This is a genomic window from Mycobacterium sp. SM3041 (genome assembly GCF_039668335.1).
In the GTDB taxonomy this organism is placed as follows: domain Bacteria; phylum Actinomycetota; class Actinomycetes; order Mycobacteriales; family Mycobacteriaceae; genus Mycobacterium.
In genome coordinates this window covers 1-13,811 of sequence record NZ_JAYXBQ010000049.1, presented here as the reverse complement: position 1 = coordinate 13,811, position 13,811 = coordinate 1, and the positions used below count along the sequence as shown (strand labels likewise).

The window sequence follows — 13,811 nt, the reverse complement described above, 5'->3', positions numbered from 1 at the left end:
CGTGCCAGGGCGGTAGCACGCGTCCCGACGTAGGGTCGATGCGAAACATTTTGGTGTGCACGGGGATGCACACGTTGAGAGGTATTTCATGAATAACCAATTTGAGCAGCAGTTTTACGGCGAAAATCCTGCCGGCGTTGACCCTATTGCCACCCATGGACGGGTGCCGGCCACTGTTGGCGGGCCCGCCCAGGAGCTGGAGCGGACCCAGGTTTTCCCTCAGCTCCCGCCGGTGCCGGCGCACCCGTCGGGGCCTGCTGGCGCCGGCTATCCGGAGCCTGCCAGCAACCCCTTCTATGGGCAGGATCAGGTGCTGCCTGGTCTGCAGATGGCGCCCGAGGCGGCCGCCGAGCTCGGCCTGCCCACCGCCGCCGAATCCGTGTCGACGGTGGCGGCCCGGGGCGCCGCGAGGACGTTGCCGCGGCGCGGCTGGCGTCGCGCCGTGTACGCCACGACCCGCATCAACCTCGGTCCCTCCCGCGACGAAATCTATGAGCGTGATCTGTTCAGCCGCATCCGGAGCAACGTCGTGGGCTCCTACCAGATCGGGATCATCGGGCTCAAAGGCGGCGCGGGCAAGACCTCGGTCACGGTGGCCCTCGGATCGCTTCTCGCGGACGTTCGTGGCGACAGGATTCTCGCCGTGGACGCTGATCCGGACTGCGGCAACCTCGCCGACCGGGCCGGGCTGCCATCCGAGGTGAGCGTGGCAGACCTGTTGGCGGACAACAACATCAACAGTTCCAACGCGCTGCGCGCATACACGCGCACGACCGATGCCAACCTCGAAGTCATCGCATCGGACCCATACAGTGTCGCCAAGCGTGATTTCAGCGCCGACGACTGGACGGGCATCGTCGAGCGCGTAAACCCTTTCTACAATCTGGTGCTCGCCGACTGCGGCCTAGGTCTGTTTCACTCAGCGTCCCTCGGCGTGCTGTCCACCGTCTCGGACGTCGTGGTCGTCGCCACCGCATCGGTCGACGGTGCCAGGCAAGCGGCGACCACGCTGGATTGGTTGCGCCTCAACGGTTACCAGGACCTGGCCCACCGCGCCTGTGTGGTGATCAACCACGTGACGCCAGGTCGCCCGGGGGTCGATATGAAAGATCTGATCGCCCAGTTTGAGCGTCACATCATGCCGGGGCGTGTGATCGATCTTCCCTACGACCGACACATCGCGGCCGGCGCCGGCATTGTCTTCGACCAGCTCGGCGCGACGTACCGGCGCCGGATCGCGGAGCTGGCCGCGGCGCTGTCGGTTGACTTCGGCGCGGGCTACCACCGCTGAACCGGCCCGGGAGGTCTTCGGCCTGCTAATCCGTTGGCGCGAGGTCGAATTGATCGGGACTCAGTATCACGTTGTCGCGGCGCGATCCCGACAATGATCGGTCGTCGGTGATGTTCACGATGACGGTGTATCGCTCTGTTGGTCGGTCATAGGCGTCGATGACCGCGCCACGCGTGCCCTTGGGGATGGTCCTGTCCCCGGAACTGCCGGGGACATCGGCGGTGAGCACCACGTAGTCGTAGACGCGTGCCTTCATCGACGCCCCTCTTTCAACGGAGTAGGCCCGGGAGTCGTGCCAGCGGGTGGTTAGGCGAAGCGGTCGTAGCAGTCGTCGTGGTTCCCGATGAGGCCGGCGCGGAACGCCGCGATGCGGGTGAAGCCAGCGATGACACCATCACCATTGACGTCGGTCGCGACGATACCGTTGGTGAGCAGTCCGGCGACGGCCTTGTCCAGGTCGCCGGCGGCCAGCGTGAGGTTCTGTCCGCTGGGCGTCTTCACCGGCTTGACCATGCTGCGTTCGGCCACGGCGGTCAGGCACGCCGTGCGCAACGCCGCTGGGCCGCCGGTGAGCGGCACACCTTTTTCGTGTTGCAGCGCAAGCATGTACCGCGATGCCACGATGGACAGGGCGGTGTTGTCGCCCTGCAGCAGGAGCTTCTGTTTGATTTCGTCGGCTGGCTTTCCGAGCTTCTGCAGCTCCGGCAGGTCTAGGACGATGGTGTTGGTGGCCGGGCAGTAGGACGCCGGGGAGCCGCCTTTGGCGTCGGCGCAGCTGGCCGAATCGAAGCTGACTTTCGGCGGGTTCTTCGGCTCGAACACGGCGTTGAGGGTGTCCACCAGCACCGTGAACACGCCCTGGTCGAGCGGGACGTCCGTGCCGCGGCGCTTGTTGTCGCGGTTGGGTTCTTCGTCGAGCTCCATCGGCAGCCCCTCGCGGCGGCGCTCGACATCACGCATGTCGATCTTCCCGCATGCGGCTGGCCCCTGGGTGAATCCGATCTGGAAGGCGCTGACTCGGTCCAGCGCGGTGCCGTGGCCCTCTTCGAGGAGTTCTTCGTCTTGGGGCCCGTAGCTGGGGTCACGGATCGTAATGAGTCCTGCCAGAACGTGATTGAGCCCGTCCCCGGTACTCACCTGGAAGCGTTTCGAGTTGCCGGCCGCCACGTTGTAGATGTAGGCGCCGCCGAAGCAGTCGGCTTGCTGTTCGCGCACGACCACGGGGCTTTTCTTGTTGACGATCTTGGCCATGCGCTGGATGGCGTGGCCGTACTCGTGGGCGATCAGCCCGGCGACGGAGATGTCGCCGAAGTACTTGCGTCCGGCGGGGACGAGCACACCACGGTCCCAGGCCATGAGGTTATCCGGTGGGCAGTAGAAGGCGTTGACCAGCTCATAGGTCTTCTCGCCGCACAGCTCTGGGCTGTTGGGGTCGCGGGCATCATAGGATGCCAGGTTGGGGACCGGGGTGAACTTGCCTTTGAAATCTGTTGTGGGGTAGGTGGTTTGCCAGTAGTCGGCGAGGTCGTTGATCGCCAGGAGGATGAGTCGATCGATGTCGCCGTTGTTCGTGTTCTGCACGGTTCCCGTGGCCGGCGGCGCTCCGTCTTTGACGCCGCTGGGACCATCGGCGGCAGGCAGATCGCCCACATGGGTGGGGTCGTTGATCGGGGACACCCCATGACCGGCGACCACCGCCCCCGTGCACGCCGATAACAGCAGGATGGTGCTGGCGGCGAGAGCGCCGGTGATGGTGCGCAGCCCCCGCCGCGCTGGTGTGGATGCGTCCACGACGACCCCCGAATGTCGAACTATCTATTGGTTTCAGGCGCGGTGGGCGCCGCGGTGACGACGTCGTCGCGGCACCCACCGGCCATGAAGGCGAACCTTGTCAATCTCGTAGTAGTGCTGCTCGGTCACTGTTTACTCTCAGGTCAGGTGACAGATAGCACGTGCAGGTGACAACTAAAACTTGTTGTTTTCGCGTTGTGCGGCAACAGAGTTAGTTGCACGCCCAGGTATCGATATAGCCATCGGCGGCATTGAGCTGCCGCAGAGCGCTTGCCTCGGCGCGGGCCAGGGTAGTGCCGCTGCCGCCTTGCACCACCTTCAGCGAATGACTCTTAGCTACCGCCCCGCAGCCGGTGAAGGTGGTCAGCGCCTCGCAGTCGGTGTAGCCGCAGGAGTTCACTGCAGCCTGCGACGCCGCCTGCCGGGTCGGGTAATCAATCGCCCAGCCAGCGGCATCGTACGGGTTGTAGGCGATGGCGCCATAGCCGCTGACAGCGCCAGCGGGTGCGGACTCGATAACACTGAACGTGGACGCGGCCAGCACAGCCACGGCGGCCGCAGCGGTACGGCGGCTGAAAACGGTGAATTTCATTGGAAGAAAAGTCCTTTCAGGCGGCGCGCACGGAGCATGTCGCGGCGCCGGAGTGGTCGGTGAGGTCAGTTGCCGGCGTCGGTGGGGTTGGTGACTTGCGGCTTCTCGACGGTGACGGTCTTGCCGAAGTCCGAGAGCGTCATGGTCACCTTGGCGTCCTGCGCCAACGGCGACTCCACCTGCGCCTGCAGCAGGTTGTGCGGATCTTTCTTGTCGATCCAGACGGTGATCGGCACGTCCTTCGCGTTCTGCGGGGCCTTGCGCGAACCAGCAAGCTGCGCAACGTCATTGGACGAAATGGTGCCGGTCACCTTGGTGGCGTCGGTTCCATTGATCGTGTCGGACCCGGCTTCCTTGGCGTCCTTGATCTTCGAGAGGGCGTTGGCCAGGCCTTGGCTCGGATCGAAAATCACGCCCAGGTTGTAGATCGAGTCGCCGCGGCCGTAGTCAACCCACTTGCCCGGCTCACCGATGTCGGAATACAAGCGCCCGTCCAGGTAGATCAGCTTGGCGCTCTGGGTTTGGCCGTTGCCGACCTGCATGGTGGCCTCACCGGTGGCGACCACCGCAGGTTTGTCGGCGATGTCGGCTTCGAGTTTGGTGATCTTGACGTTGGGCACCTTGCCGTCGGCCGTGATCACGACATGTGCACCGGTCACGGCCTTCATCGCGGTGGCCGACTGCGACACCAACTGCGAAGCGTCGGCACCGCTGGCCGGGCCGCCGCCGCTGGGCTGGCTGGAGCAGCCGCTGAGCGCGATGCCCGCCACCGCGGCACCGACCACAAGAGTCGTACGGAACTTCATTCAGTTTCCTACTTTCTGTGTCAACCGAAGCGCTCCGCACACACATTTGCGGCGCCCCCCAGGGAACCTCCCCGGCATTACTCTAAAGCTGAATCGGCGACCCTCCCGACGCCAATTTCAAAATTGGCGTCGCCGTACGGGGTCAGTGGATTTTGTCGGTGATCTTGGCGACCACATCGTCGGCATGCGCGCCGGCGTTGGGCCCGCAGACCAGCACGTCGATGAGCACGTTGGAGTCCGTGACCAGCACGTGGCGGCATGCCTTGGAGCCCATGGTCAGATCCGCCGCGGCATGGCCATTGGGCAAGCTGACCTCACCGATCGCCACCGGCGACGGCGGTTGACCGTCAGCGGCCAGGTTGGCGGTGGTGCGCGCGCAGGGATGCCAAGCGTTGATCTGGTCACTCTGGACTGACGCAGCGTGGTCGGCGTCGGGGTAGCCCAGCACATATTCGGTGACCGTCACGTTGGGGTCGGTGGAGGTGAAACTCAAACCGGCGACCCCAGTCGGATTGCTGGGCCCATAGACCTGCGCGGTGCCGGCAGCGGTCACACCCGCGCATTTGGCCGGGTCCACGGTGCTGGCGGCCAAAGTGGTCGCCGGGTTCGCTCCGGTGACCGTCATCGTCGACCCCATGACACCCCCGACCGCCGATGCGTCCGGCAGCAGCCCGGCAAGATCGCCTGCGGCCACCGGCTTTTGGCTCGGCGGCGCCCCCTGCGCGGGCATGTTGGGCAGGTCCGCCGTCGCGGCGTGGTCACGGATGTGACTGCCGCGGGTCAAGTACGACGCACCAGCGACGAACCCGCCCAGGAGAGCAATAACCACCACGATGGACATCGTCGTGCGCCCGCCGGCACCAGTGGCGTCGGTGGACGGCAGTCGCAACAGCCGCGCCACGACGATCGTCGCGGCGACGCCGAGGGCCAGCAGGATGCCCACATCGGTGAGCCACCACGTGAGCTGGTGACGCCACAGAGGATCGTCGACCGTGTTGAGGGCGTTGGCGGTCATCAGGTCGACCGTGGAGGCAGAGGCAGCGAAGCCCCAGCGGGCCGGCAGCAGGAACGACAACTGGTTGAGGCCGGCGCGCCCGCTGACCGGGATGAGGCCGCCGGAGAACACGATCGCCGACATGATCATCACCACCAGCATCGGCATGATCCAGTCACCGGAGCGGGCCAATGCGGACAGCAGCAGGCCGACGATCGCCGACACCACAGCCGTCAACGCCAGCGCCGCGTACAGGTCGGCCACCGGGCTGCCGAAAGCCAGCGCGCCGCGTGCCGGGCCGCCTTTGAGCGCCACCACCAGGGCGACGACGATCGCGGTCTGCGCAGCCGCAGCGACGCTGTACACCACGACTTTCGCGGTCAGATACGCCCCCGCAGACAGGCCGACAGACTGTTCGCGTCGGAAGATGCTCCGTTCACCCACCAGGTCTCGAATGGTCAGGGCAGTGCCCATGAACACCGCGGCGATGATAAGCACACTGAGCAGCTGCGCCGGCTCACTCGGCGAGGGTCCGTTGGCCTTGGTCACCCCGAGCCCGTTTTTGCCCGGGACCACCAGGCACAGCGCACCCATCACCAGCGGCAGCAGAGCCAGGAACACCGCGTACCCGCGATCGGCCAGAATCAGCCGGACCTGCCGCCCCATCAGGGTCAGCACCTGGCGGCCGGTGCTGGTGCGGGCCGGCTCACCCAACGGCCCCGCCGGTCCCGCCGCCGCGGCGGGTTGCGCGGCCGCCGGGTTGTTGTGCAGGAACACCGCGTGCGCGTCGTCCGGCTTGGCCGACACCCACGCAAAGATGTCAGCCCAGTCGGTGGTGCCCATCGCCGCCTCGATGCCGTCGGGTCGGCCGGCGTAGGCCGTCTTGCCGCCCGGGGCGAGCAGCAGCACCTGGTCGCACATGCTCAGATAGGTCAGCGAGTGCGTGACCACGATGACGGTGCGGCCCGCGTCGGCGAGCTTGCGCAGCATCGACATCACCTGGCGGTCCAGCGCGGGATCGAGACCCGAGGTCGGCTCATCCAAGATCAGCAACGACGGGCCAGTCAGCAACTCCATCGCCACCGAGGCACGTTTCCGCTGGCCGCCCGAGAGCTTTTCCACCCGCTTGGCACGATGCTGGGTCAGCTCGAGTTCGGCCAACACCGACTCAACAACCGCGCGCCGGTCAGCCTTGCTCGTGTCCGCCGGCAGCCGCAGCTTGGCCGCGTAGTCCAGCGCCTGATCCACCGTGAGCTGGCGATGCACCACATCGTCCTGCGGCACGACGCCGATCCGGGAACGCAGCGAGGCGTAGTGGGCGTGCACGTCGTGACCGTCGAACGTCACCTGCCCGGAAGTCGGTTGGGTGGCCCCCGCCAACAGCTTGATCAGCGTCGACTTACCCGCACCCGACGGCCCGATAACCGCGGTCAGGGTGCCGGGACGGGCAGCGAAGGACACGCTGGTCAACAGCTGGTAGCCGTCGATGGTCAGACCAACCTGGTGGGCCTGCAGACCTCCGGTCGCCGCCGCAGCCGTGCGCGGCTCCAGCGTGACGCCGGTGAACACCAAGTCGGTGTTGCCGATGGTCACAACGTCACCGAGCTGCAGCGTCGCCGCCGGCACTTTCACACCGTTGACGAAAATGCCGTTGTTGCTGTGGTTGTCGTGAATCTGCATGCCGGTCGGCGCCGGCAGCAGATAGGCATGGGTACGCGACGCGAGCGTGTCATCGACCCGGATCGCCGACGTGGAGTGCCTGCCGATGGTGATGGCCCCGGGCGGCAGCGCCGGTGTTCCGCGTTGAGGCAGAACCCGTTTGACCATGCCGGTCACCTTGGCCAGCGCATCCGCCTCGTCGGCCGGTGAAGGCTCCAGCGGGCGTGGAGCTGGGGGAGCCGCTGCTGCTGCCGCGGGGTTCGGCCACCCCGGCGCAGGCTGGCTGGGCGCGGCCGGGGGCGGCCCGGCGGGGCGCGGCGGCGGGCTGGCTGGGCGCGGCGGCGGGCCGGCAGGACGGTGAATCGACCCCGACGGCGGACCAGCGTGCCCGGACGGCGGACCCTGCGGGGCCCGCGGCGCAGGGGGCTGCTGGCCCAGTGGCGGCGGCGAAAACTGCTGGGGCACAGGCGGTACCGCGCCGCGCAGCGGACCGGTGGGCCGCGGCTGCGGCACGGGTCCGCTCGGCCGAGCCGGCGGCACAGCGGTTGGTGGCTGGTATGGAGGCTGCGGCCCACGGGCAGGCAGGGGAACAGGGCGCCGAGGTGGCGCCGCCGGCCCGGGCGCCGCCGGCGGGGCAGCCGTGGCCAGACGTGCCGCGGGCACGACTTGGGTGGCGGTCTTGAAGATCAGTTTGGGGCCAGTGGCCGCGCCGAGAGCGATCGGAATGCTGTCGTCGACCGCAATCGTCTGCACCCGGATGCCATCGGCATAGATGCCGTTGCGGCTCTTGTCCACGGCCACCCACTGGCCGCCCTCGACCCGCAACACCATGTGCGTGCGGGAAATCGCCTGCTTGGAGTCGACGTCGATACGCACATCGGCGCCTTCACCGCGGCCCACGACGACCTCTTTGCCCGGCGGAAACGTAAACATCGCGTCGCCCAGACGCACCACCAACGGCGGCGCGACCATTCCCGAACCCATGACATCCCCCCTCGTTGGTCAGTCCAGAGCTAACCGTAGCTCACACTTTTTGAGCTGGTTTGCACCAATTTCTGCGGGGGTCGGTCGATGCGCAATCGGCTTGACGGCTGTCAGCGGAAAGCCAGGCGGGTGCCTCTCTCCTCACTCGTAACCGAGGATCGAGCCCGATTGTGTGTGCGGGGATCGTCACGTGCCCCGACTTGATGAGAAACGAGAGTGCCACGGGCAAACGACGACAAGTTCAAGGCGCATCTACGCTCACGGCGGTGTCTGTCTCGGCGGCAACCCTCAGCGCATAGTCCTTGCGCATTGCGTTGAACACCACTCGCGCTAGTCGCCTCTTGAGGCGGCGTAGTGCGCTCCTGGTGCTGTCCCCGGCGTCGACGTGTTTGTCGTAGTACGGCCGGCCGATGCCGCCGCTGCGGAGCTGACTTAGGGCGATGACATGGATCGCCGCGTTCAGCTGCCGATTGCCGTATCGCACACCGTGGACGTGGGGACTATTGGATGACCAAAAGGGAAGTGGCGCGACACCAACATGCATGGCGAACTGGGCCTCGGTGCGGAAGCGGGTGACGTTGGCTGTCTCTGCCACTATTCGGGCCGCGGTGAAGCTGCCACAGCCTTGCACCGCAAGCAGATTCGGCGCGACCTCCGCTATGCGCACCTCGATGTCACGCTCCAGCGGCCGGATCAACTGAGTAAGTCTGGAGAGCTCGTCGACGTCGCTGGCAGCGATCTCTGCCAGCACACCAGACTGGGTCTCCAGCAGCCAGCCGCGGAGTCGCTCTCGATGGACGTCGGCTTTGAGGTTGGGCCCGCAGTCGTACTCGGGGTCGAGCCGATGTACCCGCCACCGCAGACGGTTGATCGCGGCAGTGCGTTGTTTGATCAACGTGGCGCGGTGATCGATCAGCAGCTTCATCTCGTACGAGACCGGTTCGTGACAGGCCCTGGGCAGCTCGGGGTAGCGAAGCGCGGCGCGCGCTACAGCCTCGGCGTCGATCGGATCCGACTTGCCGGGGCTGCGCGCGGAGGCACGGGTTTTCGCCATCGTCTGCGTCGGCACCCGCACCACGGTCAGGCCCGCATCCACAAGGAAGCGCTCGAGGCGCCCCGACACCATGCGTACGTCCTCGATCGCCCAGAGCGCCGGATCGGGACCGAACTTGGTCTGCGCCCAGCGCAACGCTTTGGCATGCCCCGGGTCCGTTGCCTCGACAGTCAACTCACCCAGTTTCTGGCCCAGATGGTTGACAGCCACCAGCGTGTGGGTCCGCTTGTGCGCGTCCACGCCAACGACCACCGACGGAGCGGCTTGGGTGATCCCGAGGCCCGACATGTCGCTCCCATCAGTGCCGTTCACAGTGCTGAGGCCCTGCTGTCGACACCATGGGGATCGAATCAGACCATAGCCCGACAGGGAACAAGCTAATCAGACAGCAGGAGCCACCATCGGCGCCCGCTCAGTGGTGGGCCACCGGACTCGGCACCGCGTCCCGGGAGACGCAGCGTGCCCGCAGCGTGGGCAGTAAACGATAAGCCAGTCGCCTCGTAATGCCTGAAGACGACGGCAAACGCATGTCAAGCCACACGCAGCGCACCGAGTCGCCGCGAGCATATCGCGGGGACCACTTGCCTGCTGTGCGGATGATCTTCCACCACTCTCGGGGCTATTCAACCGGCGCCAGCGCCTGGAGTTTTCCTGCTGCGCGGCCATGACCTTGGCGCGTGGGCCGCTAACCGAAACAATCGCACAGATGCCCAGCCCCACGGACGGGCCACATTGATTCCTCGTGTCCGTGATGTACCGCAAGGCCCGAAAATTCGTGACGTGACCGGTCCCGCGCCTGCGGCAGAATTGATGACCAGGCACAGTCTTCGGGGGGATTTGATGATGTGGGAGCGCTGCGGGTGACCGGCGCGAGCTGGTTTCCCGATCCGGGCGGCAGCGGCGGCCTGCGGTGGTGGAACGGAACGAACTGGACATCTGACGTGTATCAGCCGTCGGCGCCGGCTCATTCCCCAGGATTCGTCGCACGCCACCCGGTGTGGGCGCTGACGGCACTGCTGGCGTTCTGCGCCATCGGGATCGCGGTGACGGTGATCAGTCTGCCCAAAGCCTGGGAGAACGCCGTTGGGCCGTCCCGGCAGGCGGGCCGCGAGTATGCCCTGCGGTGGATCAAGGCGCAGGAAGCGGCCGGCCGGGCCGACGATCTGTCGAAGTCCGACGTCGAACGGCGTTGCATGGCCGAGGCATTTCGAGTCGGGTCGAACGGAACCGACCTGGCCAACGGGACGCATCTGGCGCCCGGCAGGCTCATGCGCGGCGAGTTCATCAATGCCTGCACTGACGAGGCGATGCACCATGTGGGCCGAGCGGTATGAGCGGCAACCAGGAGCATCAGGGAGGACGTTTCCATGGTCGACCATCCGCCGCGTGAGCCCGGTCCCCGGCAATTCACAGCGCCGACGCCGGCCGACGGTCCGACAATCCAGTTCCCTCGATTCCGCCCTGCCGAGACCGGACCGGCCGGATTCGTTGGCGATGACGGCCCGACGGCGCCACATCCGACCTATCCGCCCCGCGTGCCCACGCCCGCCCACCCCGTGGCACCACCACCAGCGCCGGCGTACGCGGCCCCGCCTGCGGCACCACGCAAACGGTCGCGACGCACAGCCTTCATCGCCTTGGGTGGGACCATCCTCGTCGCCGTGGCTGGCCTGATCGGCGCCGAGGTCTTGGTTCGCAATCACGCGGAATCGGTCGTTGCCGACACCGTCAAGTGCGCGACGGGTGACACCTCAACGGTCTCGTTCGCCACGATGCCGCCGATCCTGTGGCAAGCCGCCAGCGGTACCTACACATCCATCCGGATTCAGACCTCGGGCAACAGGATTCGTGGCATGCGGGGCATGCCCGTCGTCATCAACCTGCATGACGTGCGTCCCGCGGCGAACGGTTCCGCGGGCTCTGTCGGATCGGCCGACGCCGCTCTCACGTGGAGCCTCGACGGCATCAAGCAAACGCTGCAGGCTGCGGTACCCGTCGCCGGGAAGCTCCTCACCGACGTCACGGCCAGCCCAACCGACGGCACCATCAAACTGGGCAACTTCCTGGCCAGTGTGACCGTGAAACCGAAGACGCTCGCCAACGGGACCATCGCATTGGACGTCGTCGACACCACTGGACCGGGTGTGGCAGCGGTCGAGACGCTGCAACCGGCATTGGACGCCTACATGGCGAAACAGACGCTGCCCCTGGGCCTGCACGTCGATCAGCTATCAGTGACCGATCAAGGAGTGAACGCGCACTTGACGAGCGCGAACGCCAGCCTGCCCTCCGATACTGAAAAAGACTGCTACCCAACAAGTTAAGGTTGTGTCGATCACTGCGCGGCACTATTCGCACACACGTAACCCCACCGTCCAATCGGGACGATAGAACTCCTAGCTGTGGTGTTCCACCACGTTGGTTACATGGACATAGGGCGCCATCCAGCACGACACCGATCGCCGACCATGTGTGGCCGCATAACATCGAGCGGTGACTACGGCCTTACCGCTCGGAAATCCGGTTCAACCCCCTGGACACCGATGAACGTCGAGGCCCCGATCGCGTCGTCGACGGGCACGCGCCCTGGGGCTCGTTGGGTGTTGTGGGCGATCGCCGTGGTGTCGTTGATCGCGGCCATTGTGGTGGTGGCAGTGGCGGTGTGGCCGGCCCCCCGCGCGGGACTCACCCCAACCCCCGCGCCGTCGGCCGAGCAGCTGCACGCCCAGCAGGTGGTCACCGCGTGGGTTCAAGCCGCCGACAGTGGCGACACGGCGACGGTGCGGCAGCTGACGTGCGCCAACCCCACCGGCACCATCGCACGGGACCTGCCGACGATCCTCGACCCCACCGGGTACCGCGTCGAGGCCCGCGACCACATCGACGGGTTCTTCCGGTACGCCAAGACCCGCAACGGCGCCCAGATCGACGTGATGTACCGGCAGATCGGGCTCACCCCGGCCGGACGACAGCACGCCGCGGTCGGCGCCAACAACTTCTTCGGCGACACGTACGTGCTGGTGAACGAGGACGGTGAGCTCAAGGTATGCGGGGCGATCTCATGACACCCCGACCAGCCGGGTACCGCTGGCCGCTCATGGCCGCGATCGTCGCGGTGGTAATGCTGTGTGCGGCAGTCGGATTCGCACTGACCCACGAGCGGGTGACGATGCGGCCCATCGCCGCGGCGGCGGCGATGCCCCGCGGGCAAGGTGAAGCCGTCGCTCAGAGCACCGTGCGGCTGTGGGCGCAGCAGGTCGGCGACCGCCAGGGCGCGAACGTGCGTGCGCTGACGTGCTCGGCGTCTGGTCCGGAGACCGACGCCGGTAGGCGCCTGGCCCAAGTCGGGGCGCCCGGCTCGCCGATCGAGATTCTCGGGTTCGGAGAGCTCACCGAGGACACCGCCACCAGCTGGTCGATGATGGTGTTCTTCTTCCGGCCCGGCGGCAGCGACAACGGCAAGATGTTCCACTTCGCCGTCGAGGACGACGAACTACGGCTGTGCGACATCACCGACCCACCGGCACTCCAGATTTCAGAGGGAGAGGGGCGATAGCCGACATGCGTCCAGAACTGTTGCCGCCGGCCTTCGACGACCGACTCACCGAGCTCATCTCCGACGCCTACGACCGCCTCGAACATGCTGAAACGCCTACGGCGCTGACGGAGCATCTTGCCGCCGAATCTGGCCTAGCCGTCGAACCCGGTTGGCTCGATAGGGTTTTCGGATCATGCGATCCCGCTGCAGCTGCTTGGGCGTTGCGGCTAGCCAACGATCCGGGGCTGGTCCGCCGGGTGCAGCCGACACGCGACGAACTCGTCGAGATTGTCGAGCGGATCAGCCCAATGTCACCGCTGTGGGATCGTGAACGGGCCTGGAATAGGGCTGTACAAATCGATATCAGGCATTATGGATAGCCAGGAACAGCACACCGGCGATGCGGGCCCGCCGTCGCTGGATCGCTTCGAAACCGTTGGCCATATCAGCTCTCCACACCGTTGAGTTGACTATCGGAGTACTGCACCAACGACGTGTTCACCTTGACCACCCCGCCGTCGCGGGAATCCATCGACCACAGCGTCTGGCAGCTGGACGGGTCCACCGCGTTTTCGGTGATGTGCCCGGCCTCGCCCATGATGCCCGACAGGATGGTCTTGCCATCGGAGGCGACATAGCCGCGCAGGTTCAGATCGGCGCAGGTGCGCAGGATGCTGGCGGTGGCCAGATCGATCTGCTTCCACGGGTTTTCCTTGGCGGTGTTCTCGATACCGACGGTGTCCGAGACGTACAACTTGTCGCCGATGATCACCGCCCGGGTCTTGCTCGGCTCACCCTGGGTAGGCAGGTCCGTGATCTTCTTGCCGGTGGCGTCGAATACCAGCCACCGCATCTGGTCCGGGGCCTTGGGATCGCCGTACTGGACGACCAGCAGCGCGCCCCGGCTGATGACCTGCCAGGCGCCGCGGCCAACGCCAACGGTGAAATGCGACAGTTCTTTTCCGGTGTTGTCGTAGAACGTGATCCGGCCCTCAGGATCGCTGGCACTACGGCCCGGTACCGCGAAACCACCGTCGTACACCCACGGCCGGGCGGTCAGCTTGTCGACGACGACCGCGCCGTCACTGACCGAGTACACCAG

12 protein-coding genes and 1 pseudogene are annotated in these 13,811 nt (G+C 66.2%); 6 read left to right on the top strand and 7 right to left on the bottom strand.

What is annotated here, in order from left to right; translation table 11 throughout:
* Positions 1–88 precede the first annotated feature (88 nt).
* Positions 89–1,291 carry a MinD/ParA family protein gene (locus VXD91_RS16325; RefSeq protein ID WP_255251174.1) on the top strand — a complete coding sequence of 401 codons (1,203 nt, stop codon included), beginning with the start codon at positions 89–91 and terminating at the stop codon, positions 1,289–1,291.
* Between the two features lie 25 nt (positions 1,292–1,316).
* Here VXD91_RS16325 and VXD91_RS16320 read toward each other — a convergent pair whose 3' ends face one another.
* The 6 genes from VXD91_RS16320 to VXD91_RS16295 all read right to left on the bottom strand — a co-directional run bounded on the left by VXD91_RS16320 (position 1,317) and on the right by VXD91_RS16295 (position 9,459).
* Positions 1,317–1,547 (bottom strand): hypothetical protein, encoded by a 231-nt coding sequence (locus tag VXD91_RS16320; protein ID WP_095795000.1) that lies wholly within the window; start codon positions 1,545–1,547, stop codon positions 1,317–1,319.
* Positions 1,548–1,597: 50 nt separating this feature from the next.
* Complete coding sequence (locus VXD91_RS16315; RefSeq protein WP_255251175.1) at positions 1,598–3,082, bottom strand: neutral zinc metallopeptidase; 1,485 nt, start codon at positions 3,080–3,082, stop codon at positions 1,598–1,600.
* A 211-nt stretch (positions 3,083–3,293) separates the two neighbouring features.
* Entirely contained in the window at positions 3,294–3,674 is a 381-nt protein-coding gene (locus VXD91_RS16310; RefSeq protein ID WP_095795001.1) for a DUF4189 domain-containing protein, read from the bottom strand.
* Positions 3,675–3,739: 65 nt separating this feature from the next.
* Positions 3,740–4,480, bottom strand: coding sequence for an LppX_LprAFG lipoprotein (locus VXD91_RS16305; protein ID WP_095795002.1), 741 nt, complete (start codon positions 4,478–4,480; stop codon positions 3,740–3,742).
* Between the two features lie 142 nt (positions 4,481–4,622).
* A complete protein-coding gene (locus tag VXD91_RS16300) occupies positions 4,623–8,117 on the bottom strand; it encodes an ATP-binding cassette domain-containing protein (RefSeq protein WP_095795003.1) in 3,495 nt (1,164 codons plus the stop codon).
* Between the two features lie 241 nt (positions 8,118–8,358).
* A complete protein-coding gene (locus VXD91_RS16295; protein WP_095795062.1) occupies positions 8,359–9,459 on the bottom strand; it encodes an IS110 family transposase in 1,101 nt (366 codons plus the stop codon).
* Between the two features lie 572 nt (positions 9,460–10,031).
* Here VXD91_RS16295 and VXD91_RS16290 point away from each other — a divergent pair.
* From VXD91_RS16290 to VXD91_RS16270, 5 genes are all read left to right on the top strand, one after another.
* Positions 10,032–10,505, top strand: a complete 474-nt coding sequence (locus VXD91_RS16290) for a DUF2510 domain-containing protein (protein ID WP_176470758.1) — start codon at positions 10,032–10,034, stop codon at positions 10,503–10,505.
* Between the two features lie 327 nt (positions 10,506–10,832).
* Complete coding sequence (locus VXD91_RS16285) at positions 10,833–11,495, top strand: DUF2993 domain-containing protein (RefSeq protein ID WP_176470759.1); 663 nt, start codon at positions 10,833–10,835, stop codon at positions 11,493–11,495.
* A gap of 219 nt (positions 11,496–11,714) precedes the next feature.
* Complete coding sequence (locus tag VXD91_RS16280; protein WP_141244996.1) at positions 11,715–12,236, top strand: hypothetical protein; 522 nt, start codon at positions 11,715–11,717, stop codon at positions 12,234–12,236.
* Positions 12,233–12,727, top strand: coding sequence for a hypothetical protein (locus VXD91_RS16275; RefSeq protein WP_141244997.1), 495 nt, complete (start codon positions 12,233–12,235; stop codon positions 12,725–12,727). The genes VXD91_RS16280 and VXD91_RS16275 overlap by 4 nt, the downstream gene beginning before the upstream one ends.
* 5 nt (positions 12,728–12,732) lie before the next feature.
* Complete coding sequence (locus VXD91_RS16270; protein ID WP_141244998.1) at positions 12,733–13,089, top strand: hypothetical protein; 357 nt, start codon at positions 12,733–12,735, stop codon at positions 13,087–13,089.
* Between the two features lie 65 nt (positions 13,090–13,154).
* Here the strand turns inward: VXD91_RS16270 and VXD91_RS16265 are convergent.
* A pseudogene (locus VXD91_RS16265) lies at positions 13,155–13,811 on the bottom strand (hypothetical protein); the annotation flags it as partial.

Bases quoted from the DNA above. Each gene is read 5' to 3' on its own strand.
- VXD91_RS16325 (WP_255251174.1), top strand. From the start codon at position 89: ATGAATAACCAATTTGAGCAGCAGTTTTACGGCGAAAATCCTGCCGGC.
- VXD91_RS16320 (WP_095795000.1), bottom strand. From the start codon at position 1,547: ATGAAGGCACGCGTCTACGACTACGTGGTGCTCACCGCCGATGTCCCC.
- VXD91_RS16310 (WP_095795001.1), bottom strand. From the start codon at position 3,674: ATGAAATTCACCGTTTTCAGCCGCCGTACCGCTGCGGCCGCCGTGGCT.
- VXD91_RS16305 (WP_095795002.1), bottom strand. From the start codon at position 4,480: ATGAAGTTCCGTACGACTCTTGTGGTCGGTGCCGCGGTGGCGGGCATC.
- VXD91_RS16300 (WP_095795003.1), bottom strand. From the start codon at position 8,117: ATGGGTTCGGGAATGGTCGCGCCGCCGTTGGTGGTGCGTCTGGGCGAC.
- VXD91_RS16295 (WP_095795062.1), bottom strand. From the start codon at position 9,459: ATGTCGGGCCTCGGGATCACCCAAGCCGCTCCGTCGGTGGTCGTTGGC.
- VXD91_RS16280 (WP_141244996.1), top strand. From the start codon at position 11,715: ATGAACGTCGAGGCCCCGATCGCGTCGTCGACGGGCACGCGCCCTGGG.
- VXD91_RS16275 (WP_141244997.1), top strand. From the start codon at position 12,233: ATGACACCCCGACCAGCCGGGTACCGCTGGCCGCTCATGGCCGCGATC.
- VXD91_RS16270 (WP_141244998.1), top strand. From the start codon at position 12,733: ATGCGTCCAGAACTGTTGCCGCCGGCCTTCGACGACCGACTCACCGAG.